The sequence below is a fragment of the Zoogloea sp. genome, from assembly GCF_041911615.1.
Classification (GTDB): domain Bacteria; phylum Pseudomonadota; class Gammaproteobacteria; order Burkholderiales; family Rhodocyclaceae; genus Zoogloea.
Genome location: NZ_JAYROR010000080.1, coordinates 83733 through 107218, shown reverse-complemented (window position 1 = coordinate 107218; position 23486 = coordinate 83733). Strand labels below are relative to the sequence as shown.

At 69.5% G+C, this 23486-nt stretch carries 23 protein-coding genes; 7 read left to right on the top strand and 16 right to left on the bottom strand.

Annotated elements, in window-relative coordinates:
• Positions 1–73 precede the first annotated feature (73 nt).
• The gene (msrB, locus tag ACE3P2_RS09485) at positions 74–469 is read left to right on the top strand and encodes a peptide-methionine (R)-S-oxide reductase MsrB (protein ID WP_374263773.1); all 396 of its coding nucleotides are present in this window, start codon (positions 74–76) and stop codon (positions 467–469) included.
• 93 nt (positions 470–562) lie between these two features.
• On the opposite strand, the gene ACE3P2_RS09480 is transcribed toward msrB, so the two are convergent.
• From ACE3P2_RS09480 to ACE3P2_RS09470, 3 genes are all read right to left on the bottom strand, one after another.
• Positions 563–1249 (bottom strand): DUF599 domain-containing protein, encoded by a 687-nt coding sequence (locus ACE3P2_RS09480; protein WP_374263771.1) that lies wholly within the window; start codon positions 1247–1249, stop codon positions 563–565.
• Positions 1249–2181, bottom strand: coding sequence for an alpha/beta fold hydrolase (locus tag ACE3P2_RS09475; protein WP_374263769.1), 933 nt, complete (start codon positions 2179–2181; stop codon positions 1249–1251). The genes ACE3P2_RS09480 and ACE3P2_RS09475 overlap by 1 nt, the downstream gene beginning before the upstream one ends.
• A gap of 69 nt (positions 2182–2250) precedes the next feature.
• Entirely contained in the window at positions 2251–4578 is a 2328-nt protein-coding gene (locus ACE3P2_RS09470) for a DNA internalization-related competence protein ComEC/Rec2 (RefSeq protein WP_374263767.1), read from the bottom strand.
• A gap of 131 nt (positions 4579–4709) precedes the next feature.
• On the opposite strand from ACE3P2_RS09470, the gene ACE3P2_RS09465 reads away from it, so the two are divergent.
• Together ACE3P2_RS09465 and ACE3P2_RS09460 are read left to right on the top strand one after the other, a co-directional pair.
• Positions 4710–5249, top strand: a complete 540-nt coding sequence (locus ACE3P2_RS09465) for a DUF2062 domain-containing protein (RefSeq protein ID WP_374263765.1) — start codon at positions 4710–4712, stop codon at positions 5247–5249.
• Entirely contained in the window at positions 5246–6346 is a 1101-nt protein-coding gene (locus ACE3P2_RS09460) for a TrkA family potassium uptake protein (protein WP_374263764.1), read from the top strand. Before ACE3P2_RS09465 ends, ACE3P2_RS09460 begins: the two co-directional genes overlap by 4 nt.
• 126 nt (positions 6347–6472) lie before the next feature.
• On the opposite strand, the gene ACE3P2_RS09455 is transcribed toward ACE3P2_RS09460, so the two are convergent.
• From ACE3P2_RS09455 to ACE3P2_RS09445, 3 genes are all read right to left on the bottom strand, one after another.
• Positions 6473–8494: a methyl-accepting chemotaxis protein gene (locus ACE3P2_RS09455; RefSeq protein WP_374263762.1), complete on the bottom strand. Its 2022-nt coding sequence runs from the start codon at positions 8492–8494 to the stop codon at positions 6473–6475.
• 112 nt (positions 8495–8606) lie between these two features.
• Positions 8607–9293, bottom strand: coding sequence for a lipoprotein-releasing ABC transporter ATP-binding protein LolD (gene lolD / locus ACE3P2_RS09450; protein WP_374263760.1), 687 nt, complete (start codon positions 9291–9293; stop codon positions 8607–8609).
• Complete coding sequence (locus tag ACE3P2_RS09445) at positions 9286–10539, bottom strand: lipoprotein-releasing ABC transporter permease subunit (RefSeq protein WP_374263758.1); 1254 nt, start codon at positions 10537–10539, stop codon at positions 9286–9288. Before ACE3P2_RS09445 ends, lolD begins: the two co-directional genes overlap by 8 nt.
• A 209-nt stretch (positions 10540–10748) precedes the next feature.
• On the opposite strand from ACE3P2_RS09445, the gene ACE3P2_RS09440 reads away from it, so the two are divergent.
• The 3 genes from ACE3P2_RS09440 to recJ all read left to right on the top strand — a co-directional run bounded on the left by ACE3P2_RS09440 (position 10749) and on the right by recJ (position 14965).
• Entirely contained in the window at positions 10749–12170 is a 1422-nt protein-coding gene (locus ACE3P2_RS09440; RefSeq protein WP_374263756.1) for an SH3 domain-containing protein, read from the top strand.
• Between the two features lie 84 nt (positions 12171–12254).
• On the top strand, positions 12255–13271 hold the full coding sequence (locus tag ACE3P2_RS09435; protein WP_374263754.1) for a hypothetical protein: 1017 nt from the start codon (positions 12255–12257) through the stop codon (positions 13269–13271).
• The gene (gene recJ, locus ACE3P2_RS09430; RefSeq protein WP_374263752.1) at positions 13268–14965 is read left to right on the top strand and encodes a single-stranded-DNA-specific exonuclease RecJ; all 1698 of its coding nucleotides are present in this window, start codon (positions 13268–13270) and stop codon (positions 14963–14965) included. Before ACE3P2_RS09435 ends, recJ begins: the two co-directional genes overlap by 4 nt.
• 17 nt (positions 14966–14982) lie before the next feature.
• On the opposite strand, the gene ACE3P2_RS09425 is transcribed toward recJ, so the two are convergent.
• From ACE3P2_RS09425 to ACE3P2_RS09395, 7 genes are all read right to left on the bottom strand, one after another.
• The gene (locus ACE3P2_RS09425; RefSeq protein ID WP_374263751.1) at positions 14983–15522 is read right to left on the bottom strand and encodes a hypothetical protein; all 540 of its coding nucleotides are present in this window, start codon (positions 15520–15522) and stop codon (positions 14983–14985) included.
• A gap of 510 nt (positions 15523–16032) precedes the next feature.
• Positions 16033–16398 (bottom strand): RNA recognition motif domain-containing protein, encoded by a 366-nt coding sequence (locus tag ACE3P2_RS09420; RefSeq protein ID WP_374263749.1) that lies wholly within the window; start codon positions 16396–16398, stop codon positions 16033–16035.
• A 118-nt stretch (positions 16399–16516) separates the two neighbouring features.
• Entirely contained in the window at positions 16517–16795 is a 279-nt protein-coding gene (locus ACE3P2_RS09415; protein WP_374263747.1) for a cytochrome C oxidase subunit IV family protein, read from the bottom strand.
• Between the two features lie 9 nt (positions 16796–16804).
• On the bottom strand, positions 16805–17401 hold the full coding sequence (locus ACE3P2_RS09410; RefSeq protein WP_374263745.1) for a cytochrome c oxidase subunit 3 family protein: 597 nt from the start codon (positions 17399–17401) through the stop codon (positions 16805–16807).
• 188 nt (positions 17402–17589) lie between these two features.
• The gene (locus ACE3P2_RS09405) at positions 17590–18168 is read right to left on the bottom strand and encodes an antibiotic biosynthesis monooxygenase (RefSeq protein ID WP_374263743.1); all 579 of its coding nucleotides are present in this window, start codon (positions 18166–18168) and stop codon (positions 17590–17592) included.
• A 20-nt stretch (positions 18169–18188) separates the two neighbouring features.
• Positions 18189–19625, bottom strand: a complete 1437-nt coding sequence (locus ACE3P2_RS09400) for an NAD-dependent succinate-semialdehyde dehydrogenase (RefSeq protein ID WP_374263742.1) — start codon at positions 19623–19625, stop codon at positions 18189–18191.
• Between the two features lie 79 nt (positions 19626–19704).
• On the bottom strand, positions 19705–19971 hold the full coding sequence (locus tag ACE3P2_RS09395; RefSeq protein ID WP_374263740.1) for a hypothetical protein: 267 nt from the start codon (positions 19969–19971) through the stop codon (positions 19705–19707).
• A gap of 146 nt (positions 19972–20117) precedes the next feature.
• On the opposite strand from ACE3P2_RS09395, the gene ACE3P2_RS09390 reads away from it, so the two are divergent.
• Positions 20118–21026: a LysR family transcriptional regulator gene (locus tag ACE3P2_RS09390; RefSeq protein WP_374263738.1), complete on the top strand. Its 909-nt coding sequence runs from the start codon at positions 20118–20120 to the stop codon at positions 21024–21026.
• Positions 21027–21038: 12 nt separating this feature from the next.
• On the opposite strand, the gene ACE3P2_RS09385 is transcribed toward ACE3P2_RS09390, so the two are convergent.
• The 3 genes from ACE3P2_RS09385 to ACE3P2_RS09375 all read right to left on the bottom strand — a co-directional run bounded on the left by ACE3P2_RS09385 (position 21039) and on the right by ACE3P2_RS09375 (position 23480).
• On the bottom strand, positions 21039–21596 hold the full coding sequence (locus tag ACE3P2_RS09385) for a DUF6306 domain-containing protein (RefSeq protein WP_374263736.1): 558 nt from the start codon (positions 21594–21596) through the stop codon (positions 21039–21041).
• 12 nt (positions 21597–21608) lie between these two features.
• A complete protein-coding gene (locus ACE3P2_RS09380; protein ID WP_374263734.1) occupies positions 21609–22220 on the bottom strand; it encodes a hypothetical protein in 612 nt (203 codons plus the stop codon).
• A 99-nt stretch (positions 22221–22319) separates the two neighbouring features.
• Positions 22320–23480 carry an NnrS family protein gene (locus ACE3P2_RS09375; RefSeq protein WP_374263732.1) on the bottom strand — a complete coding sequence of 387 codons (1161 nt, stop codon included), beginning with the start codon at positions 23478–23480 and terminating at the stop codon, positions 22320–22322.
• Between the last annotated feature and the right edge of the window lie 6 nt (positions 23481–23486).

The following is a 23486-nucleotide window of genomic DNA, read 5'->3' as shown; positions in this document are numbered from 1 at the left end:
CCCGGCACCCCCGCGGGCGGGAACCTTCCCGCCCGCCGCCCGCTCCATCCGGAACCCCGACCCGGAGATCACCATGACCCGCAAGATCGAAAAAACCGACGCCGAATGGCGCGCCCAGCTCTCGCCCGAGGAATACCACGTCACCCGCCAGAAAGGCACCGAGCGCGCCTTCACCGGCCGCTACTGGGATTGCCACGAGGCCGGCCAGTACGCGTGCACCTGCTGCGGCGCCCCGCTCTTCTCGTCCGAGCACAAGTTCGACTCGGGCTGCGGCTGGCCCAGCTTCTACGCCCCGGCCCAACCCGACAACATCGAGGAAGCCGAGGACCGCAGCCATTTCATGGTCCGCACCGAAGTCCTGTGCAAGGAATGCGGCGCCCACCTGGGCCACGTCTTCGAGGACGGTCCCGCCCCCACCGGCCTGCGCTACTGCATCAATTCGGTATCCGTGAAGCTCAAGCAGGAATGAAAAACCGGGGTGCGCGTCGCGCATCCCCGGCCCGTTCGTTCTTGCCAGAACAGCAACAATCCAACCCGGATTGTTGCTGTTTTTGCATGAAGCTCAGCTGCGCATCGCCTCCAGCGTCTGCGAGCGGAAATCCCGTCGGTACAGCACCAGCACGATCGCCGTCGTCGCCATGAAGAACAGCCACGGCTGCACGAACCACGACACCGCCGCCAGCCCGAAGTAATACGCCCGGATGCCTCGGTTGAACTCGTCGCCCGACAGCGAGTTGATCTTCGCGAAACGCTGGGCGAACGCCTCGCTGCCCTCGCCCGGCGGCGGCGCGGCGCCGATCAGGATCGACAGCATGTTGAACTGGCGCAGCGACCAGGTGAACTTGAAGTACGCCACGATGAAGATCACCAGCAGCAGGAGCAGCTTCACCTCCCACACGTCCCGCGAGACGTGACGGGCAAAGGGCAGGTCGGCGGCGGCGTCGATCAGCTTGTCCATCGTGCCCAGCAGCGCCAGCAGGCCCGCGATCACGTAGATCGTGGTGTTGGCGTAGAACGAGACGCTCTGGATCAGATTGCCGACCAGCGACGAATCGGCCACCCGCACCTCCCGGCGCAGCATCTGCCGGCCCCATTCCAGACGAAAATGGTGACTCGCCGCGAGCAGCCCGTGGCGCCCGCCCAGCGGGCCGTGCTCCACCACCCAGCCGTAGCCCGCCCAGCAGGCCAGGAACCACCCCAGCGCAACCCAGTCGGCCACGCTGAAGGCATTGAACCAGGAACCCGACATCAGTCCTCCGCCAGCAGGAAATCACGGATCGGCGCGATCTGCGCCGGGTCCATCAGGGTCGGCGCGTGGCCGACGGCCGGCACTTCGACCAGCGTCGCCCGCGGCCCGCGCTGCCCCATCTCCAGCGCCGTCTCGCGCAGCAGCAGATCGGACTCGGCGCCGCGCATCACCAGCGTCGGACAGCGGATCGCGTCATAGACGGCCCACAGGCTGACGTCCTCCACCGTCGGCGACTTGCGGAAGGGCTCGCCGATGCCCGGGTCGTAGCGCATCGCCCAGCCGCCTTCGACCTCCTTCACCGAGGTGGCGGTAAGGTGCCGCCACTGGGCGTCGGTGAGCGCCCCGAAAGGCGTGCTCACCGCCCGGATGTAGGCCTCGGCGTCCTCGAAACGCGGGAACAGCGGCGCCCGCCCGACGTACTGGCCGATGCGCTGGATCGACGCCGCGGTGATCACCGGCCCCACGTCGTTGAGCACCAAGCGGCGGATCGGGTTGTCCGGCAGGCAGGCTAGCAACATCCCGATCAGCCCGCCCATCGAGGTGCCCACCCAATGCACGGACGCCACGTCGAGCCGGGCAATCAGCGTGACCATGTCGGCCACGTAGGTGGGCAGCTGGTAGTCGTCCTTGACCGGCAGCCAGCCGCTGCGGCCACGGCCGACCACGTCCGGGCAGACCACCCGGTAGTGGCCGGACAGCGCGCGGGCGAGGTCGTCGAAATCGCGCCCGTTGCGGGTCAGGCCGTGCACGCAGAGCAGCACCCGTGGATTGTCGGGGTCGCCCCACTCGGTGTAGGCGATGCGATGCAGGCCGTGGGGGTTGGCGCACTGCACGCTGCGCTCGCGCGGTGCCGCCTCCCCGCAGCCCGACGGCACGACGGAACAGGACGACGACGCGGCAAGCAACTGGCGAAGGGTCGAGACGAGGTTCATGGCAATGGCGGTTCGAGTGGCCCGGAGGCGGAGACGCCAAGCATAGCACCGGACGGCGAGCGCCCGGTTTCAGCGCCCGTGCCAGTAGCGCGGCGCCAGATCGCGCGCGGCCTCGAGCCGGGGCGGCGCGGCGCCGAGGCGGAACACGATCGCCCCGCCGGCGTCGGTGCGGCGCACCCCGGCGCCGGCGTCCGCCCAGCGCTGGGCCACCGCCGCGTTGGGGTGGCGGAAGCGGTTGCGATAGCCCACCGGGTAGATCACCCATCGCGGCCGGGTGGCGGCGATGAAAGCCGGCGTCGACGAGGTGCGGCTGCCATGGTGCGGCACCACCACCACGTCGCTGGCGAGCCCGACGGCATCGCGGGCGATCAACTCGGCCTCCGCGCCCGCCTCGATGTCGGAGGTAAGCAGCAGACGCCGTCCCCCCGCTTCGACGCGCAGCACGCAGGCGATGTCGTTGGTCCGTCGCGGCACCGCATCGCTGGCCTGGGCCGGGTGGAGCACGGTGAAGCGCACCCCATCCCAGTCCCAGGCCTGCCCGGCGGCGCAGGGCAGATCACGGCGGCCGGCGATCAGGCGCACCGGATGGTTGGGCGGCAGCGAGCTGCGCACCGTCGCCACCGGAATGCCGGCGAGCAGCGCTTCGGCACCACCCGCGTGGTCGTTGTCCTGGTGGGTGACCACCAGCGTGTCGAGCCGTCGCACCCCGGCCGCCCGCAAGTACGGCAGCAGGATGCGCTCGCCGCTGTTGGCGTCGGCCGAGAACGCCGGGCCGGTATCGAACACGAGATCGTGGGCGGCGGTCTGGACATGCACCGCCAGGCCCTGGCCCACGTCGAGCACCGCCACCTGCGCCTCGCCGGGCGCCGGGCGTGGCGGCGTCCACAGCAGGAGCGGCACCAGCGGCACCAGCCCGACCCAGCGTGCCGGCGTCCCCCGGGGCAGCAGCGCCCACAGGCAGCCCAGGGTCGCCGCCAGCGCCAGGGCCGGCGGCGGTGCGGCCTGCTGCCACGCCGCCCACGGCAGCTCCGCCAGCGCGCGCACCGGCAGCATCGTCAGCGCGAAGGCGGCGTGGGCCAGATCGGCCAGCATCTGCAGCGGCACCAGCGCGTAGGCGATGGCCAGCGGCGTGACGACGAAGCTCACCAGCGGAATCGCAAACGCGTTGGCGATCGGCGACACCACCGAGAACTGCTGGAACAGCACCAACAGCGCAGGCACCAGCCCGACGGTGATCGCCCCCTGGGCGCGCAGCGCCTCGCGCCAGCGTCCGTCACGGGCAAGGCGTCCGCTGCCGACGAAGAGCAGCAGCGCCACCGCCCCGAACGACAGCCAGAACCCTGCCGCCAGCACCGCCCACGGATCGAGCACCAGGACCAGCCCGAGGGCCACCGCCAGCACGCGGCTCGGCGCCGTCTCCCGTCGCGCGGCGATCGCCAGCGCCACGCAGCCGAGCATGAACAGGGTGCGCCGGGCCGGCACGCCCCAGCCGGCCAGCAGGCAGTACGCCAGCGCCGTGACGAAACCGGCCACCACCGCCGCCTGTTGCGCCGGCCAGCGCAGTGCCAGGCGGGGCACGCGACGCCACGCCCAGCCGACCGCCGCCGCGCACAGCGCCGCCATCATCGTGACGTGCAGGCCGCTGATCGCCACCAGATGCGAAATGCCCGTGGCCGCGAAGGTGCGCCACAGCTCGGGCGCAATCGCCCGCTGGTCGCCCACCGCCAGGGCCACCAGCACGCCGGTGTAGGGCGCGTCGGGCAAGGCCTGGCGAAAGCGCGCGCGCACGTCTTCGCGCAAACGCTCGACGCCGTTCATCAGCCCTGGCACGAAGGCATCGAGGCGCAGATTGGCGTCCGCCGGGCGCACGTAGCCGGTGGCGCGCAGATCCTGCTGGAGCAGCCAGCCCTCGTAGTCGAAGCCGTGGGGATTGACGTTGCCGTGCGGGCGCTTGAGCCGCACCGTGAGCCGCCAGCGCTCGCCCGCATGGAGCGCGGGCACGGTGTGCGTCTCGTCGTCTCGCAGCCCCGCGTACCAAGCCAGCGACAGCCGGCGCGGCACCGGCGCGGCGGCCTCCTCCACCTCGAAGACGAAGCGCAGGCCGCGCTCGAAATCCTGCGGCAGTGACGCGACCACGCCGGTCAGCACCACGTCGCGCCCTTCCCACTCGGCCGGCAGGGCGTCCGCCAGACGCAGCTCGGCTCGCCAGCCGGCCCAGCTCCAGCCCAGCGCCGCCGCCGTCACGGCCAGCAGCGCGCACCGGACCCAGGTCCGCCGCCGCAACCAGCCGGCCAGCACGCCGCTGACCAGCGCCACACCCAGGGCCACCAGACGCGCCTCCGACGACGCCAGCGTCGCCCCCAGCTGGCAGGCCAGAATGCCCGCCGCAAATGCCATCACGATAATCCGCATGACCCGCAATCTAGCCGAAAACGGCCGTTCCGTGCGGCAAACACCAAGTCGCGACGACTCGGTTAGAATCCCTCCAGAAGACACGGGTATCGCCCGCCGGCACCCATCACCACACCATGCGACGACTGCTCAAGCGCTACCTGCCGGATCACGAGGCGCTCGCCGCCAACCGCTGGCTCGCCCCTTTCGGCACAACCCTGTTCCATCCCCGCCTGTGGCACCTCAACCGCCACTCCGCGGCCGGCGCGGTGGCGGTGGGGCTGTTCTGCGGCCTCATCCCCGGCCCCTTCCAGATGCTGGGCGCAGCAATGTGCTGCCTGGCCTTCCGGGTCAATCTGCCCCTGGCGCTGTTCACCACGCTGTACACCAACCCGCTCACGATCCTGCCGCTCTACGTGGCGGCGTTCGCCATCGGCGAGTGGATTCTCGGCAAGGACGGCGGCGACTTCACCGCCCCGCCCGAATGGGGCGGCACGGGCCTGGGCGACTGGCTCCAGGCGCTCGCCAGCTGGATGGCCGGGCTGGGCCAGCCGTTGATGCTCGGCCTCATCGTGCTGGCGTCGGGGCTCTCGGTGGCCGGTTACCTGCTCACCCGCCTCGCCTGGCGGAGCTACCTCATCCACCACTGGCACCAGCGCCGAAAGCGCAACCCTTGAAGATCAGCTACGTCCTCGCCCTCCTGCGCCGCCTGTTCCACCTGCGCAAACGCAAGAAATCCGCCGCGGTGCCGGCCAAGCGCCACAGCCAGCTGCCGCGCATCCTGCTGCGCATCTACTTCGCCGCCGGATTCCTGGTGGCGCTGATGGTCGTCGGCACGGCCGGCTTCTACATCGCCGGCGGCGATTCGGCCAACCTGTCCGACGCGTTCTACATGACCATCATCACGGTCACCACCGTGGGCTACGGCGAAGTCGTGCAGATCGACGGCTTCGGCGAGCGCCTGTTCGCCGGCCTGATCGCCCTCGCGGGCTTCGGCGCGGTGACCTTCCTCTTCACCAGCCTGACCGTTTTCTTCCTCGAAAGCGACCTCGATTACACCCTGCGGAGACGACGCATGGAAAAGCAGATTCGCAAGCTCCATGGCCATTACATCATCTGCGGCTTCGGCCGGGTCGGGCGCAACGTCGCCAACGAGCTGACCACCACCCACCGCCACTTCGTCGCCATCGACGCCGACGAGGTGGCGCTCGAATCCCAGCGCGAGCGCCTGCCGGGGCTGGTCTACCTGGGCGGCGACGCCAGCGACGACGACCTGCTGCTGTCGGCCGGCATCATGGACGCCCAGGGCGTGTTCGCCGTCACGGGCGACGACAGCCGCAACCTGATGATCGTGTTCACCGCCCGCCAGCTCAACCCGACGATCCGCGTGGTGGCCCGCTGCCACGAGGTGCGCAACGCCGAGAAGCTCCGCAAGGCCGGCGCCGACAGCGTGATCTCGCCGGACTTCACCGGCGGCATGCGGATCGCCTCCAGCATGATCCGGCCCCACGTGGTGTCCTTCCTCGACGAGATGCTGCGCTCGGAACTCAAGCTGCGCCTCGAGGAGGTGCGCGTGCCCGACAACTTCACCCCGCGCGCCCTCGATACCCTGCGCCTGCGCAGCCCCAACTACGTGCTGCTGGCCGTGCGCCGGCATGAGGAAGTGATCTTCAATCCGGCCAAGGATTTCATGCTCGAACCCGGTCAGCTGGTCATCGCGATGGCCTCGCCCCAGGGCCGCCAGGAGCTCGAAAGCGCCCTGCTGCCCGACTAGTCGCAGGGCAGGCCAGGCCGCGACGCGGCGACCGCCCTCCCCCACGCACGGCGCATCCATAAGCCGACGCCCCGGTGCGCACGATGGCGCAGCGGGGCGTCGGAGTCGGGCCGCAGCCGCGGGGGTTCAGATCTGGAAGTGCGCCACTTCCTCACGTAGCTGACGCGCCAGTTCTTCCAGGCGCCGCGCGGTGTCGGCGGTATCGCGCACGGCCGCGCTGTTCTGCTCGGCCATCTGGGCGATGCGCTCGACGTTGCGGGCGATCTCGGTGCTGGCCGCACCCTGCTCGCGCAGCGCCGCCGAAATGTCGGTGACCGCGCCCACCACCTGGGTCGCGCCGGCGTGGATTTCCCTCATCGACGTGCCCGCCTGCTCGGCCAGCACCACGCCTTCCTGCACCCGCGCGACGCCGTCCTGCATGGTATCGACCGCCTTGGCCGTGCCGTTCTGGATCGACGTGACCATACCGGTGATCTCGCCGGTAGCCTTGGCGGTGCGCTCGGCCAGCTTGCGCACCTCGTCGGCCACCACCGCGAAACCGCGTCCGCTCTCGCCGGCCCGCGCCGCTTCGATCGCCGCGTTGAGGGCCAGCAGGTTGGTCTGATCGGCGATCTCCTTGATCGAATTGACGATGGTGGAAATCTGCGCCGACTGGTCGCCCAGTTCCTGAATCACCGTCGCCGAATCGCGCACCGAACCGGCGATGCGCTCCATCTCCGCCACCGTCTTCTCGACCACCACGCCGCCCTCCGCCGACAGCCGCCCGGAGGTGGACGAAATGCCTTCGGCGGCCGACGCGCTGGTGGCGATTTCCTCGATGCCGACGGTCATCTCCTCGACCGCCGCCGCCATGCTGGACGCCGCCGAGCTTTGCTGCTCGGAGCCGAAGGACACCCGCGACGCCGACTGGGCGAGGGACTCGGCCGCACCGGCCACGTCGGTGGCGCCCCGCTGCAGCTTGCCGATCACGTGCGCGAAGGACTGAGCCATCTCGTTGAACTGATCGGCCACCAGGCGCAGCTCGTCGTGGGCCGAGAACTCGGTGCGGGCCTGCAGGTTGCATTCCGCCAGCTGACGGGCGCCGGCGCGCAGTTCATGCACCGACTGCATCACCGCCATGCAGAACGCGATGGCCAGGTAGATCAGCACCAGCACGGCGACGCCGGACATCGAGGCATGGACGAGGAAGGCGTGGCGATCGGCAGCCGCGCGCTTGGCCAACAGGCTGTCGGTTTCGGGGATCAGTTCGCCGAAAGTCTTGGCGAAGGTCATGTCGATGGCCCCGGTGGTCAACTCGAAGTAGGCCGCCGGCGCCATCTCGAAATCGCCCTTCAGGATGTGTTGCTGCAGCACGTCGATGACCTTGGTGGTGACTGCGTTGAACTCTTGCGAGAGCTTGTCGAGCGACGGCTTTAAGGCGGGATTGGCCTCGCCCGCGCGTTGCAGGTTCTCGTTGAAGTCGGCCAGCGTCATGTTCAGCTCGCCCAGCTGCGAGCTGATGTCGAAGCGGCGCTGATCGTCCACCGCCTTGGCCGACAGGGCGCCGGTGCCCAGCGCGCGCAGGCGCCCGAGGCGCTCGGAAACATCCGGCACGCGGTGGATGATGTTGTCGATGAGGTAGTAGCTGTCGGCCGACGGGTCGAGGGTCAGATTGCCCTGGTCGCCCAGGTCATGGAGCGTCAGCACCTCGTTGCGGATCAGCGCCGAGTGGGCCTGCAGGTTGTCGCGGGGCTTCATCTGCAATCCGCCGGATTCCAGCGCCTGCCAGGCGCGCTTGACCTCGTCCCAGCGCCTGACCGCCATCGGCGACACCGAACTGGCGAGATTCTGTTCGGCGGTGCGCACCGCGGCGGCCAGTTCCTCGGTCTTCTTCTGCAGGGCCGGGCGCATCGATTCGTTGCCGTTCAATACGCCGGACGAGAGGCCACGATGCTGCTGGGTGAGCTGGATCACCTTGAGCAGATGAGGCACCCGGCCGAGGGAGTCGCGCTCCTTCTCGGCGACGACGATGCTCTCGCTCAGGGTGCTCGCCAGCTGAACCAGCAATGAGCCGATCACTAGCAGGGCAATCACGCCCAGCAAGGCGAACTTCTTCGGGTAACGCATGCGATTGAGCATGGCAACCGCGGGCGCGAAAAGGGCTTTCATGATGTCTCCGGAAAGGCGTGGGTCGCCGTTGACCCGATTAGCCCCTTATCGACCCGCCCGCCGGCAAACTTGAGATGCCCCCAAGGAAAATACGGGAAATCCGCAATCCGCCTCAGTCGCCCTCGGCCAGCACCCCGTCCTGCAGGCGCAAGACCCGCGTCGCCCGCGCCGCGAGCTGCGGATCGTGGGTCACGATGACGAAGCCGGTGCCCTGCAGCTCGGCCAGTTCGAGCATCAGCGCGAACACCTTCTCGGCGGTCTGGCGGTCGAGGTTGCCGGTGGGTTCGTCGGCCAGCACGCAGGCCGGCCGGGTGACCAGCGCCCGGGCGATGGCCGCACGCTGGCGCTCGCCGCCCGACAATTCGCTCGGGGTGTGATCGAGCCGGTGGCCGAGGCCCACGGCGCGCAGCGTCTCGGCGGCACGGGCGAGCGCCTCGTCCCTGGGCATGCGCCGCACGAACAGCGGCATGGCCACGTTCTCGACCGCCGAGAATTCAGCGAGCAGGTGGTGAAACTGGTAGATGAAGCCCAGCGACTCGTTGCGCAGGCGGCCCCGCTCGGCGTCGGAGATCGTCGAGAAATTACGCCCGAGCAGCTTCACCTCGCCGGCGGAAGGCACATCGAGCCCGCCCAGCAGATGCAGCAAGGTGCTCTTGCCCGAACCCGACGAGCCCACCACCGCCACCCGCTCGCCCGGCGCCACCGACAGGCTCACGTCGCGCAACACCTCGACGGCATCCGCGCCCTCGCGGAAGGACTTCGACAGCCCACTGCATTCGATCACGGCGTCGTCATTCATAGCGCAGGGCCTCCGCAGGGTTGAGCCGCGACGCGCGCCAGCTGGGGTACAACGTCGCCACGAGCGTGAGCACGAAGGACACCGCGGTGATCGCGATCACGTCCGACCACAGCAGCTCGGAGGGCAGGTCGGAAATGTAATAGACGTCCTTGGCCAGGAACTGCACCCCGAACAGGCGCTCGATGGCCGGCACCACCACGTCGATGTTGAGCGCCAGCAGCACCCCGCCGGCCACGCCGATCGCCAGGCCGATGAAGCCGATCAGCGCCCCCTGGATCACGAAGATGCCCATGATCGACCCCGGGCTCGCCCCCAGCGTGCGCAGGATGGCGATGTCGGCCTGCTTGTCCTGCACCGCCATCACCAGCGTCGACACGATGTTGAACGCCGCCACCGCGACGATCAGCAGCAGGATGATGAACATCACGTTCTTCTCGATCTGCACCGCCCGGAAGAAATTGGCGTGGCTCCGGGTCCAGTCCGACACCAAGGTGTCGGCGTCGAGATATTTCATCAGCTCGCGGGCCACCCGCGGCGCCTCGAACAAGTCGTCGAGCTTGAGGCGCACCCCGCTCACCCGGTCTTCCATGCGGTATAGCGCCTGGGCGTCCTGCAGATGGACCAGCGCGAGGCTCGAATCGTATTCGTACATCCCCACCTCGAAGATGCCCACCACCCGGAACTGCTTCACCCGCGGCAGGATCGCCGCCGGCGTCACCAGCCCCTGGGGCGCGATCAGGGTCACCTTGTCACCCTCCGAGACATGCAGGGCCCGCGCCAGATCGGCACCGAGCACGATCCCGAACCCGCCGGCCTGCAGATCGTCGAGGCGCCCCACGCGCATGTGGCTGGCGAAATCGGCCACCCGGTCCTCGGCGTCGGGCAGCACGCCACGGATCAAGGTGCCGCGCACCGTCTGATCGAAGGAGAGCATCCCCTGGGCCTGCACGAAAGGCGCCGCCGCCTTCACGCGCGGATGCTTGGACGCCTCGTCGGCCACCCGCTGCCAGTTGGCCAGCTCGCCGTCGAAGCCACTGACCTGGACATGGGAGGCGACGCCGAGGATGCGCGTGCGCAGCTCGCGCTGGAAACCATTCATCACCGACAGCACGACGATCAGCGCCGCCACGCCGAGCGCGATACCCAGCATCGACACCAGCGAGATGAATGAGATGAAGCGGTTGCGGCCCTGCGCCCGCCGCTTGGAGCGGGTGTAGCGCAGGCCGACGAGGAATTCATAGGACATCGGAGAATCGGGCAGAAAGCGCCGGGTTCCGGCGCAGGGGCGCATTGTGCCGCAGTTGACCGATTTGAACGAGGGGGCGTTCCCTGCGCGCCGTCATCGGGCATCGTCGCGGCCCGCCCGTGGCGTGGGTCACGCCGCCGCTTTGCCAAGCCGTCCCGGCCTGCCGTAAGCTCCCGCCAGCGTCATTTTTCTCCCGCTCCGCCAATATCATGCGCCTGCGCCACGCCATCCTCGCCCTGAGTCTGGGCCTTGCCTCGATGGCGCTCGCCGCCGCCGATACCGCCACCCTCACCGCCCCCGAAAAACTGCGCAGCGAGCCCAGCGCCTTCGCCTCCGTCGTCACCGTCGTCCATCGCCTCGCCACCGTGCGCATCGTGGACGAGCGTCGCGACTGGTACCAGGTCGAAGCCGACGGCGGGCGCAGCGGCTGGCTGCCGCGCCAGAGCCTGCAACGGGACGGCGACCCCGCAGCGGCCACGGCCCCCCCGGCTACCGGCCCCACCGCCGGCGGCCCGGACCCGCGCCTGATCCCCCGCAGCGCCGCCCGCGCCTCCAACCACGCCCTGATCCTCGGCCTCGACCCCGCCCGCGCCCGCCCCGACGGCGACACCGCTACCGCCCTCGCGCGGCTGATGGGCGTGCCCGACGCCAACATCCAGCAACCCGCCCCCGACCGACTCGACGCGGACGGCCTGCGCCGCGCCCTCGCCGCCCTCGATGCCCGGCTCGGCGCCGACGACCGCGCCTTCATCGAGCTCTCCGGGCAGTCTGCCGTCTGCGCCCTGCCGGCCGGGGAATTAAGCGCCTACCTGCGCACCCTCGCCCGCAAGGCCGACAAGCTGGTGGTGCTGACGGAAGGCGGCGAACACTGCGCGCCCTCCGTCCCCGCGAGCGCCAACGTTCTCGCCCTCGCCGGCCCCGACGGCACCGCGGCCGCCCTGCTCGCCTGCCTCGACGGCCGAGCGCCGCTACCGGCGGCCGGCGGCCTCGCCAACGGCGACGACTGGCGCCACTGCGCCCAGGCCCAGCTCGAGCGCCAGCGCACCAGGCCGGGCCGCATCGCCGTCGCCGGCAATCCGGCGCTGGCCCCCGCGCCGGGGCTCGCCAGCGGCGCACCGGTCACGCCACGCCGGCTCCTCCAGACCCTCCACGCCCAGCGCAGCGAGCGACGCGAGGTCACCGTCGGCGGCCTGCGCGGCAGCTACCGCGTCACCGACACCCTCCAATTCAGCGTGCGCGGCCCCGCCGGCGGACAGCTCTACCTGATCGCCGCCCGCGACGACGGGTTGATCCTCCTCCACCCCTCCCCCGCCGCGCCGGCCGAACGCTTCGGTGGCAGCCAGCGCTTCGCCCTGTCCGCCCGCGACATCGGCACCGGGCCCCTGCGCCTGCTCGCCCTCGTCACCGACAGCCCGCGCAATTTCCAGCGCGCCGGTTTCGGCGGCGCCGGCCGCTTCGCCAGCGCCCCGGCCGACACCCGCAGCCTGCGCGACCTGCCCCTCGAAATCCTCGGCGGCGACACCAGCCCCACCTGCCTGCGCGCCGAAACCCGCAACCTCGGCGAAGTCCAGGCCCGCCAGTGCAACACCGCCTTCGGCGCCGCCCTCGCCGAGCTCACGATCACCCCCTGAGCGGCCGGATGGCCGTGCTAGACTCGCCACCCAAATTTGCATTTCGCACCCGGCCGGCCGCCGGGGCACCGCCACCGTCATCCGATGCAGTTCCACCTCGTCCTGCCCGGCCTCGCCTGGCCCCAGGGCGGCGCCAGCGTACCCGCGCTGCCCGCCCTCGCCAGCCTGCTCGGCCACGCCCGTCACGCCTGGCAACCCACCGTGGCCCTCGAGACCTGGCTGGCCGCACGCTTCGGTGCCACCGACACCCGCCTGCCCCTCGCCGCCGTGCGCCGCGCCGGCGAGGCCACCCCGCCGGACGACGACGCCCACTGGCTGAGCTGTGACCCGGTGCACCTGCATTTCTCCCGCGACAAGCTGCTGCTGGCCGACGCCTCCAGCCTCGCCATCGGCGCCGACGAAGCCGCCACCCTGATCGCCGGCCTCAACGACACGTTCCCCGACATCGGGCGCTTCGATGCCCCCTCGCCCGACCGCTGGTACGTTGCCCTCGCCGATGCCCCGCGCCCGTTCTTCCACCCGCTCGCCGACGTCAATGGCCGACCGGTCCAGCTGTTCATGCCCGAAGGCGACGAAATCGCCCGCTGGGCGCGCCTGTCCAACGAAATCGAGGTGTGGCTGTACAACCACCCGGTCAACGCCGCCCGCGAGGCCGCCGGCCAGCGCGTGATCAACGGCGTCTGGCTGTGGGGCGCGGGCCCCCGGGACACCCGCTTCAGCGCCCCGGCGGCGCAGATCCAGGCCGACGCACCCTTCGCCCGCGGGCTCGCCCGCCGCGCCGGCATCGAACCCCAACCCGCCGACCGCTACACTCCGGGCACCGGCTTCGCCGTGGTGGACAGCCTGCGCCAGCCCGCCCTGCACCTGGACGCGGCCGCCTGGCAGGCCGCCCTGCAACAGCTCGAGCGCGACTGGTTCGCTCCGCTGCTGGCCGCCCTCAAAGCCCGCCAGCTCAGCCAGCTGACGATCAGCGCCCCCAGCGACAAGCACTGCCTGCACCTGGAGATCGCCGCATCCGGCCTCTGGAAGTTCTGGCGCAAACCCCAGCCCCTCGCCGCACTGCTCGCCACCGCCCCGCAACCCGCCGCCACCTCGCCATGACCCGCATCCTGTCCCGCCCGGCCCCGGCCCGCGCCGTCACCCGCCTGATCGAGTCCGGCACCCACCCGCTGCTGGCCCGCATCTACGCCGCCCGCGGCATCGAAAGTACCGAACAGCTCGATTACAGCCTCAAGGCGATGCTGCCGCCGGCCCAGCTCAAGGGCGTGCACGAGGCCGCCGAACTGCTCGCCGACGCCATCGAGGCCGACGCCCGCCTGCTGATCGTCGCTGACTACGACTGCGACGGCGCCACCGCCTGCGCCGTCGGCATCCGGGCATTGCGCATGTTCGGCGCCGAGGTCGGCTATCTGGTGCCCAACCGCTTCGAGTACGGCTATGGCCTCACCCCGGCCATCGTCGAACTCGCCGCGCCGATGGCGCCAGACGTGCTGATCACCGTCGATAACGGCATCGCCAGCGTCGAAGGCGTCGCCGCGGCCCGCGAACACGGCATCGCCACCGTCATCACCGACCATCACCTGCCCGGCGACGCGCTCCCCGAGGCCGACGTCATCGTCAATCCCAACCAGCCGGGCTGCGATTTTCCGAGCAAGAACCTCGCCGGCGTCGGCGTCATGTTCTACACCATGCTCGCCCTGCGGGCCGAGCTGCGCAGCCGGGGCGCCTTCGAAGGCAAGGCCGAGCCCAACCTGGCCGACCTCCTCGATCTGGTGGCGCTGGGCACCGTCGCCGACGTGGTCAAGCTCGACCACAACAACCGCATCCTGGTTGCCCAGGGCCTTCAGCGCATCCGCGCCGACCGCATGCAGCCGGGCATCCGTGCCCTGTTCGCCGCCGCCGGGCGCGACGCCAGCCGCGCCACCACCTTCGACATGGGCTTCGCCCTCGGCCCGCGCCTCAACGCCGCCGGCCGCCTGGCCGACATGTCGCTGGGCATCGAATGCCTGATCACCGACGATATGGGCCGGGCGCTCAACATCGCCCAGGAGCTCGACAAGCTCAACCGCGAGCGCCGCGCCATCGAAGCCGACATGCAGGAAGCCGCGATGGCCAATCTCGACACCATCGACCCCGGCAGCCGCGCCAGCCTCGTGCTGTTCGAGCCCGAATGGCACCAGGGCGTGATCGGCATCCTCGCCGGACGCATCAAGGAAAAATTCCACCGCCCGACGATCGCCTTCGCCCGCGGCAACGACGGCGAGATCAAGGGCTCCGGTCGCTCGATCCCCGGCCTGCACCTGCGCGACGCCCTCGATCTCGTCACCAAGCAGGCCCCCGGGCTGGTGCTGCGCTTCGGCGGCCACGCGATGGCGGCCGGCCTCACCATTCGCGAGGACGATCTGGCACGGTTCGAATCCCTGTTTGAAAACGTGGTGACCAGCCTCATCGACCCGGCCGACCTCACCCGCCGCCTCGAAACCGACGGGGCGCTGGAAGACAGCCTCTACAACCTCGAAACCGCCCGTCTGCTCGAACGCGAGATCTGGGGCCAGGGCTTCGCCGCGCCGGTCTTCGACGACACCTTCCGGGTCGAAAACCAGCGCATCCTCAAGGAAAAGCACCTCAAGCTACAGCTGCGGAAAGGCAATACCCGGCTCGAAGCCATCCAGTTCAACCACGCCGACCCGGCCACGCCGTCCATCCACGCCGCCTTCCGGCTGGCCGTGAACGAATACAACGGCGTGTCCAGCATCCAGCTGATGCTGGAACACTTCGAAGCCGCCCAGCCCTGACCCGCCGCCCGGGCGCCTCAGCCCGGGCGCAGTGCCCGCCGCATCACGATGCCGTCCTCGCGGCAGCCCGGCGCCGGGCTGAAAAAACCCGGCAGGCAGGCAATCTCGTCGAAACCCGCCGCCGCGTAGATGCGCCGCGCGGGCAGCCAGTTCTGATTGACCAGCAACAACACCGACGCCAGATGCGGGAACGCGTCCCCCAGCTGCGCCACCCCGCCGGCGAACACCCGCGCGCCCAGGCGCTGACCGCGGCGCGCCGGATCGACGGTCATCGAGGTCACGTACAGCTCGGTGCCCGCCTGCGGGTCGTGGCGATCCAGGATGTCGTGCCCGAGCGCGAAATGCGCCGCCTCCGGCACGTCCGTCGCCTGCCAGATCTCCGAGAACAGGCAGCCGACCACCTGCGGCCCGATGCAGGCCAGCAGCGAACCCGCCGCGAACACCTCGATACGACGGGCATACACCGCCCTCGCCTCGCGATTGCCTCGCGCAAAGCCGGCCTGCTCAAGGGCCATGATGCGGTCGAGATCGGCGAGCCGGGCCTCGCGGAAAGTCAAAACATCCATTGCTTGAAGGCTTGAAGGGGATTCGGCAACACCACGCACGCGGCGAGCACATGGCGTGTTGAGTTCAGGAAAACGACCAAGGCGGCGTGTCGGAAGACCCGCTGACGTCCTGCGGGCATCGGTCGCCCCGCATGTGCCACTCTCGGTGCACCCTGAATCGCAGGAAAAACGAAAACGACGGCCCCGATTCCGGCGTACGAAAAACGCGGCGATCGGCAAGAAGCGCCCGGCAAGAACCCGGAAGCCGTGGAGATTGGCCCGCCCTTCGACGTGACACCCGGACGCCCAAGCCTGCCTGCACGGCTCGAAAAGTGTGCGGCAAGGAATCCGGGCAAATCGCTCGGCAACCCACGTCGTGGGCGCGGCGGGGCACGACCAGCCTACTGGCGGCTGGGGCCGTCACGCTGTCCGGTCAGGCGCCGGACCCGCCACGACAGGCACTGACCCAATGCGCGCCGCGTCTTCTAACGCGGCGCCCGACTCGGCCAGGCCGGAGATGAATCAATATTCGCCGCGACCGCCACCGGCGCCACGCCGACCGCCACCGAAGCCACCGCCGCCCCCACCACCACCGGGGCCGCGACGGCCACCGCCGCCACCGAAGCCGCCGCTGCGGGGCTCCTGCGGACGCGCTTCATTGACGGTCAGGTTGCGACCTTCGATATTCTTGCCGTTGAGACCGGAAATGGCGCCCTGCGCCTCCTGGTCAGACCCCATCTCGACGAAGCCGAAACCCTTCGAGCGGCCGGTTTCACGGTCCATGATCACCTGGGCGGAGGTCACGTTGCCGTAAGCGGAGAAAATATCCTCGAGGCTGCTCTTGTCGACGCTGTAGGGCAGGTTCCCTACATAAAGCTTGGTACCCAATTGACGCGCTCCAATCAAAGAAAGGCGGCCGGGAGGTGGTCGCTAATTCACACAATAGCAAGGCATATCGCGGACGTCGAATGTTTTGTACATGCCGCAACGATACTTTGATCTCGTGTCACGAGCTGGCTGTGGCGAGTCCGCCGGCAAGCAGGATCAGCGCCGGCACCACTACGAAATACAGCCGCATCACCTGACGCAGGCGCGAGCCCGGCTCGGTCAGGCCCATGTAGTGGCGGATCACCAGGAAGCCCTTGACGGCGACGATCAGCGCCACCGCCAACGCGGTCAGTGCGGGCGAACCGCCGACCTCGCCGAGCCATGCGCTGCCGAGGGTCAGCGTCACCAGTCCGAGCCACACCCGGGTCACCCGGCTTTCGTTGGTCGAAGGCGTCATGGCGTCACCTCACTTGAGCACGTAGAGCAGCGGAAAGATCACGATCCACGCCAGATCGGTGGCGTGCCAGTACAGCGTGGCGGCCTCCAGACCTTCGTGGTCCTCGGGGCTGTAGGCGCCAAAATGGGTGCGCAGGATCGCCCAGATCAGGCCGAGGCAGCCCCACACCACGTGCACCAGGTGATTGAAGGTGAGGTAGTAGTACATCGCCACGAAACTGTTGCCGGTGCCAACCACGCCGTGGGCGACGTTCCAGTTGAATTCCCAGGCCTTGACGAGCAGGAAGGCGATGCCGCCGAAGAGCGTGGCAACGAGCCAGTTGCGCGCGGTGCGCGGGGCGCCGCGCCGGATCGCCAGTAGCGCCCGCACCGCGCAGTAACCGCTGGTGAGCATCACCACGGTGTTGGCGACGCCGGCGCCGGCCAGGAGCATGGCCGGGCCATGGTGGAAATCGTCCGGGTGGGCGAAGCGGAACCACGCGTAGGCGAGAAACATCAGCGCGAACTCGGTCAGCTCACACAGGATGCCCACCCAGATTCCCCGGTTGCCCGGGACCTTGCCGGCCAGCACCGGACGGGCGCCGGTCGCCGTCATCGCCAGTTCCATCGCTCGCTCCGAAAGTGATCCGGGGCCACTCTAAGCCCTTGATACGGCACCGGAACGGTACAGTTTTGCACTATTCCAACGGACGCAGTTTTTATTTTTCACTTGCGCCCGATCAAGGCGCACCATCGTCGAACGGCGCTGCGCTAAGACGTCCGTCGGCGACTGGGCGCCCTGGCCGCGCCGCCCGCTTACGACCGGAGGTGCGGGTTGAGGAAACCGCGCAGCAGCTTGGTGAGGCGTGGCATCACCACCCAGGTCATGGTCATCACGATCAGCCCGGTGAGCAACCCGACCCGCGGCAGGAACGGCAGCGCGTTGAGATGCGGCGCGACGAACCACAGGAAGAACGACACCGTCGGGAAAATGCCGAGCCAGGTCACCAGCGCCATGCGCGCCCGCGGTGGATGCATCGAGGCGGGCACGACGGCCGCCGCGAACCATGCCTCGAGGCCCGACAGGCGACGGTAGTCGGGCTCGGCCTCGGCCACTTCGCGCATCCGTCGGTGCAGGTCGGCGCGGGCCGGGCAGGCGTCCCAGGCGGCCAGATCGGCCTCGGAGGCGAAATGCACCACCACCTGGTAGTCGCCGCCGGCTTCGTGGGGCGGCAGCAGCTCGGCGCCGAGAAAGCCGCGGTTGGCGCGCATGTGCTGGAACATCTCGCGCACCAGGGCTTCGTACGAGGCTTCCTTGCCGGGCTGCGCGCGGCGGCGGGCGATGCGGGTCACCTGGCCCGGCTGGGGCGTTGCGGGGGTCGTGTTGGCGTCCATGGCTCGGATTTCCGTTCAGGTCAGGCGTTGAAGATCGACACCGCGCGGGTGTTGAGATAGGGCTCGAGCGCTTCCGGCGCGCCCTCCGAACCGTAGCCGGAATCCTTGAGCCCGCCAAAGGGCATCTCGGGCCACGGCGCGGCCGGCTGGTTGATCCACAACATGCCGACCTCGACCCGCTGGGCAAGCAGGTGGGCGTGCTTGAGCGAGCGGGTGAAGGCGTAGCCCGCGAGGCCGTAGGGCAGCCGGTTGGCCTCGGCGATGGCGTCCTCGATGCGCTCGAAGCCGCGCACCGCGGCCACCGGGCCGAAGGGCTCGTCGTTGAACACCCGGGCGTCGAGGGGCACGTCGGCGAGCACGGTCGGGGCGAAGAAGTTGCCGGTCTCGCCGATCCGTGCGCCGCCGGCGGCGACGGTCACGCCACGGGCCACGGCATCGGCAATGATGTCGTTCATCGCGGCGACCCGGCGCGGGTTGGCGAGCGGCCCCATCTGGGTGCCCTCGACGAGGCCGTCGCCCACCTTCAGGCCCTGGGCGTGGGCGGCCAGCGCGGCGGTGAACTCGGCGCGGATCTGCTCATGCACCAGAAAACGGGTCGGCGAGATGCACACCTGACCGGCGTTGCGGAACTTGGCGGCGCCGGCGACGCGGATCGCCAGATCGAGGTCGGCGTCCTCGGCGACGATCACCGGCGCGTGGCCGCCGAGCTCCATCGTGACCCGCTTCATGTGCTGGCCGGCCAGCGCGGCGAGCTGCTTGCCGACCACCGTGGAGCCGGTGAAGCTGATCTTGCGGATCACCGGATGGGGAATCAGGTAGCCGGAAATCTCGGCCGGGTTGCCATACACCAGCCCGACGACGCCGGCCGGCACGCCGGCATCGACGAAGGCGCGGATCAGCGCGGCGGGCGCCGCCGGGGTTTCTTCGGCGGCCTTGACGAGGATCGAGCAGCCGCTGGCAAGCGCCGCCGACACCTTGCGCACGGCCTGGTTGATCGGGAAGTTCCACGGCGTGAACGCCGCCACCGGGCCGACCGGGTCCTTCACCACCAGCTGACGCACCGCCGGGTTGCGCGCCGGCACAACCCGGCCGTAGATGCGCATCCCTTCGTCGGCGAACCACTCGATGATGTCGGCGGCGGCCATCGTTTCGATCTTCGCCTCGGCCAGCGGCTTGCCGTTTTCCTGGGTCAGGATCGCGGCGATACCGTCGGCGCGCTCACGCAGCAGCGCGGCGGCACGGCGCATCGTCTTCTGGCGTTCGATGGCGGGCACGTCGCGCCAGGTCAGAAAGCCCTTCTGGGCAGCGGCGAGGGCGCGGTCCAGGTCGGTGATGCCGGCGTGGGCGACGCGGCCGATCTCGGTGCCGCTGGCGGGGTTATGCACGGCGAGCGTGCGGCCGTCGGCGGCGTCCTGCCAGTGGCCGTCGATCAGCAGCTGGGTGTCGGGGTAGCGCATGGGTCTTCCTTTATCCGGTTGGGGAGCCGGGCCGATTCTGGTCCATCGCTGCGGCCCGGTCCATGCTGCGGCGCGGCAGTCAGGCGGCGCGCAGCGGGTGGGTTTCGACGTATTCGGCTTCGGCCTGCTCGGCCTCGGCGAGGGCCTTCTGCAGCGACACCAGCACCTCGCTGACGATCCGGTGCTGGGTATGCCAGATCGGCGCGCCGGCCATTGCGACGTTGGCGCATTGCATGGCGCTGCGCAGAATTTCGTTCTCGAGGCGCAGGCGCTCGATCTCGTGGGCGGCCTGCTCGTTCATCTCGTTGTGTCCGGCATCCGCACGCAGGCTTTCGACGATGTCCATTTGCACTCCTTTCGCTGTCGCCCCGCCATCCTCCGAAAAGCCGGAAGACGCTGACGGGCAGGTGACGATTGCAGTTTAGGGAATCCCCACATATATTAGAAATCGATTATTGGTATTTGACCCATAACCTTGGCGGATAGCCACCCATGGACCTGCGCCAGATCGACCTCAACCTGCTCGTGTCCCTTGATGCGCTGCTCGCCGAATGCAACGTGACCCGCGCCGCGCGGCGCCTGCACGTCAGCCAGCCGGCGTTATCGGCCCAGCTCGCCCGACTGCGCCAGTTGTTCGACGATCCGCTGCTGCTGCCCGCCGAGACCGGCCGCGGCATGACCCCCACCGCCCGCGCGCTGGCCCTGGGCCCGGCGCTGCATTCGGCGCTGAAGGATCTGGAATCGGTGGTGCAGCACCGCCCGAGCTTCGACCCCTTCGCCGATGCGCGGACCTTTCAGCTCGCGGTGAACGACACCGCGATGGTGGTGCTGGGACTGCCGTTGATCGAAAAGCTCTCCGCCCACGCCGGGCCGGGCGTGCGCATCGCCTTTCGCAGCCCCGACGTGGCGATGATCGGTGCGCAGCTCGAACGCGGCGAGGTCGATCTGCTGCTGGCGTCGGAGCGCATGGTGCCGACGGCGATGAAGACCCGTCCGCTGCTCTACGGGCGTTTCGTGATGGCCCAGCGCAAGGGCCATCCGCGCGGCAGCGGCCCCCTCGACCTGGACGCGTACTGCACCCAGCAGCACGTGCTGGTCACCGAGATCGGCGGCAGCATGAGCGGCTACGTGGACGAAACCCTGGCGGCGCTGGGGCGGACGCGCAGCGTGGTGCTCTCGGTGGAAAAATTCATGCTGGTGCCGGAGATCCTGCGCAACTCGGACTACGTGTGCACGCTGCCGTCGATGCTGATGAGCCGCTTCACCGACGTGCTCGACATGTTCGAGCTACCGTTCAGCGATCGCGGCTTTGGCCTGCGCCTGGCCTGGCATCCGCGCAATCACGTGGACCCGGCGGTAAGCTGGCTGCGCGAACTGCTCTGGAAGGTGTGTCCCGGCTAGCCCGGGGCGGGTTCAGCCGGCGTGGCCGGTGGCGAGCAGCGCCTCGCAGGCGGCGATGTTGTCCTCGTGGGCGCGGCGCATGTCCTCCAGCATCGTCCGCGCGACCGGGTCGGACACCGTCGGCAGCAGTTCGACAATCTTGCGCACGACCCAGTCCTGGCCCCGATTGACGAAGCGCAGGCGCGCGGCGAGCCCCTCGACGGCGAGCGTCTTCTGGACGAAGGCGCCGGTTTCGTGGGACGCCACGCCCCCCAGGCGCTGGATCGTCTTGTACAGCAGCACGGCGTTGGCGCCTTCGTCCTTCTGCAGGCGTTCGAGCAGGCTGCGCGCCGCCGAACGGCCGTCGAGGCTGTCGCGCAGCACCGCCAGCACGCGGGCACCGGCTCGCTCGGCCTCGAGCAGCGCGTTGAGGCGCTCGATCAGCAACGGATCGGGCGCCTCGGGGCCACCCGCGCCCTCGCCGAAGTACCCCGGAAACTCGGCGGCGTAACACGGCGGCGACGACAGCCCGGGCGCCACGTCGGCCCCATCGGCGGGCTCGGCGGCAGGCGGAATGCGCGACTCTTTCATCTCGGCCTCCCTTCAGCCTGCCCGGCGGATCACGAACACCTCGGGATCGTCGCCGTGCGTCAGCAACACCCGCCGCACCCGCGCCTGCCACAAGGCCGCAAACTGTGCGGCCTCGGCCGGATCGGCCGCGCCAGCGAGACAGCGCTGCATCAGGGGCGCCATCTGCGGGTCGGCCGGAACGTGGCGCAGATGCGCCGCGGCATCGACGGCGGCGCCGGTATCGACGCGACAGAAGCGCAGATCGAGGGCTTGCTCGGCATCGAAGGCGAGCAGGTTGCGGCGGTCGAAGCGCCCGGCAAGGCCCTTGAAGCCGGTGTCGGCGGTGGCGCCGGTGAGCATCGACACCACGTTGGCGATGACGCCGGTGACGCCGTTCACCCGGCTGTCGCGAAAGCTCGCCCGCACGCCACCGCGCTCGGGCAACGCGTCGCCGTACAGCGCGACGAGCGCCTGGCGGGTGAGCCAGTAGGCGCTCGCCACCGTCGGGCACGAATGGCCGGCCAGCTTCACGGCGTCGACGTAGCCGTATTCGATGACCCCGCCCTCGCAGGCGCCGAGAAACTCGGCCAGCGGATCGACGAGGCGCAGGCGGGGGACGAGATCGAAGAACTCCGGGTAGTGCATGAGGGCTCCAGACAGATCGCGGGACTGGCGTTCAGGCTAGGGCCGCCGCCGCGCCGACGCCTTGATCGGCGATAGGCCGCGACGCCCAAACCCTGGCGTTCAATGTTCCTTGCCGTCGATGCGTGGCGCTACCAGGCGCGGGAACATCCGCACGCCGAGAACGCCGAAGCACAGCAACCAGCCGCAGGCGGCCAGATGCACCCAGCCTACGTAAAGGCCCGGCGCGAGCTGCGGCAGCCCCACCCGCGCCACCAACGCCGCCAGCATGATCCAGATCAACGCCTTGTCGCCGGCGTCGAAGGCCACCTTGCGGCCGGTGTGCCCCTTGGAGATGCGCACCAGCATTGGCGGGATGATCAGGCCCATCACGCCGAGGGTGAACAGATGCACCGACACGCTGCCGACCCACTGCAGCGCCATCGCACGCCCGACGAGATCGACGAGGAGCTGGGCGGCGATCGCCAGGTAGCCCACGTACATCACCGCCAGCTCGATGCGCGTCATCGCCAGACCCGGCCTCCAGCGGGCGAAACGCGCCAGCAGCAACACCGCGCAGACGAGCTGCAGTGCCCCGACGAGCCAGCCCGGCAGCCAGGGCTGCAGCACCAGGAGCAGCGCCGAAAACTTGATCGCCGCGTCGAGACGCGGATCGCGCAGGATGTCGACCTGGAAGACGCCCTTCATGAACTGGGTCAGGGTGCGTTCGAGCATTACCAAAAAGGCCATGCGGAACAGTCCGATGGCCATCGTGGCGCCGGCCAGGAAGTGATCGGCATCCAGAATCAGCAGCTTGGCCGCGACGAAGGCCGGCAGCACCACCAGAAAGAAATAATTGTCGCGGAAGCTGTCGTTCGCCCGGTGTCGCAGCAGGGTGACCAGCAGCATCGCCACGATGGCGCCGATGAACCCGAGGTTCGACAGCCAGAACAACCCGTCCGGCCAACCGCCGCCGAAGGCCATGCCCACACGCTCGAACACCCAAGCCGCCACCAGCGCGACCAGCGCCGCACCGTGGTAGCCGCGCACCTGCACCCAGTTCTTGGTGGCGGTGAGCAGAAAGCCACCCAGCACCGCCCAGCCGAAGCCGAAGAACATCTCGTGGGCGTGCCACTGCACAGGTGTGAAACGCCCGACCGGCGCCGGCAGATGGCCGGAGAACATCAGCGCCCACAGCACCGGCAGGCCGGCACCGGCCACGCAGGCGAGCAGGAAGAAAGGACGAAAGCCGACGAGCCACAGGGGCTGGGCAGCGATTTTCATGACGGC

Bases quoted from the DNA above. Each gene is read 5' to 3' on its own strand.
- msrB (WP_374263773.1), top strand. From the start codon at position 74: ATGACCCGCAAGATCGAAAAAACCGACGCCGAATGGCGCGCCCAGCTC.
- ACE3P2_RS09480 (WP_374263771.1), bottom strand. From the start codon at position 1,249: ATGTCGGGTTCCTGGTTCAATGCCTTCAGCGTGGCCGACTGGGTTGCG.
- ACE3P2_RS09475 (WP_374263769.1), bottom strand. From the start codon at position 2,181: ATGAACCTCGTCTCGACCCTTCGCCAGTTGCTTGCCGCGTCGTCGTCC.
- ACE3P2_RS09470 (WP_374263767.1), bottom strand. From the start codon at position 4,578: ATGGCATTTGCGGCGGGCATTCTGGCCTGCCAGCTGGGGGCGACGCTG.
- ACE3P2_RS09465 (WP_374263765.1), top strand. From the start codon at position 4,710: ATGCGACGACTGCTCAAGCGCTACCTGCCGGATCACGAGGCGCTCGCC.
- ACE3P2_RS09455 (WP_374263762.1), bottom strand. From the start codon at position 8,494: ATGAAAGCCCTTTTCGCGCCCGCGGTTGCCATGCTCAATCGCATGCGT.
- lolD (WP_374263760.1), bottom strand. From the start codon at position 9,293: ATGAATGACGACGCCGTGATCGAATGCAGTGGGCTGTCGAAGTCCTTC.
- ACE3P2_RS09445 (WP_374263758.1), bottom strand. From the start codon at position 10,539: ATGTCCTATGAATTCCTCGTCGGCCTGCGCTACACCCGCTCCAAGCGG.
- ACE3P2_RS09440 (WP_374263756.1), top strand. From the start codon at position 10,749: ATGCGCCTGCGCCACGCCATCCTCGCCCTGAGTCTGGGCCTTGCCTCG.
- ACE3P2_RS09435 (WP_374263754.1), top strand. From the start codon at position 12,255: ATGCAGTTCCACCTCGTCCTGCCCGGCCTCGCCTGGCCCCAGGGCGGC.
- recJ (WP_374263752.1), top strand. From the start codon at position 13,268: ATGACCCGCATCCTGTCCCGCCCGGCCCCGGCCCGCGCCGTCACCCGC.
- ACE3P2_RS09415 (WP_374263747.1), bottom strand. From the start codon at position 16,795: ATGACGCCTTCGACCAACGAAAGCCGGGTGACCCGGGTGTGGCTCGGA.
- ACE3P2_RS09410 (WP_374263745.1), bottom strand. From the start codon at position 17,401: ATGGAACTGGCGATGACGGCGACCGGCGCCCGTCCGGTGCTGGCCGGC.
- ACE3P2_RS09405 (WP_374263743.1), bottom strand. From the start codon at position 18,168: ATGGACGCCAACACGACCCCCGCAACGCCCCAGCCGGGCCAGGTGACC.
- ACE3P2_RS09400 (WP_374263742.1), bottom strand. From the start codon at position 19,625: ATGCGCTACCCCGACACCCAGCTGCTGATCGACGGCCACTGGCAGGAC.
- ACE3P2_RS09395 (WP_374263740.1), bottom strand. From the start codon at position 19,971: ATGGACATCGTCGAAAGCCTGCGTGCGGATGCCGGACACAACGAGATG.
- ACE3P2_RS09390 (WP_374263738.1), top strand. From the start codon at position 20,118: ATGGACCTGCGCCAGATCGACCTCAACCTGCTCGTGTCCCTTGATGCG.
- ACE3P2_RS09385 (WP_374263736.1), bottom strand. From the start codon at position 21,596: ATGAAAGAGTCGCGCATTCCGCCTGCCGCCGAGCCCGCCGATGGGGCC.
- ACE3P2_RS09380 (WP_374263734.1), bottom strand. From the start codon at position 22,220: ATGCACTACCCGGAGTTCTTCGATCTCGTCCCCCGCCTGCGCCTCGTC.
- ACE3P2_RS09375 (WP_374263732.1), bottom strand. From the start codon at position 23,480: ATGAAAATCGCTGCCCAGCCCCTGTGGCTCGTCGGCTTTCGTCCTTTC.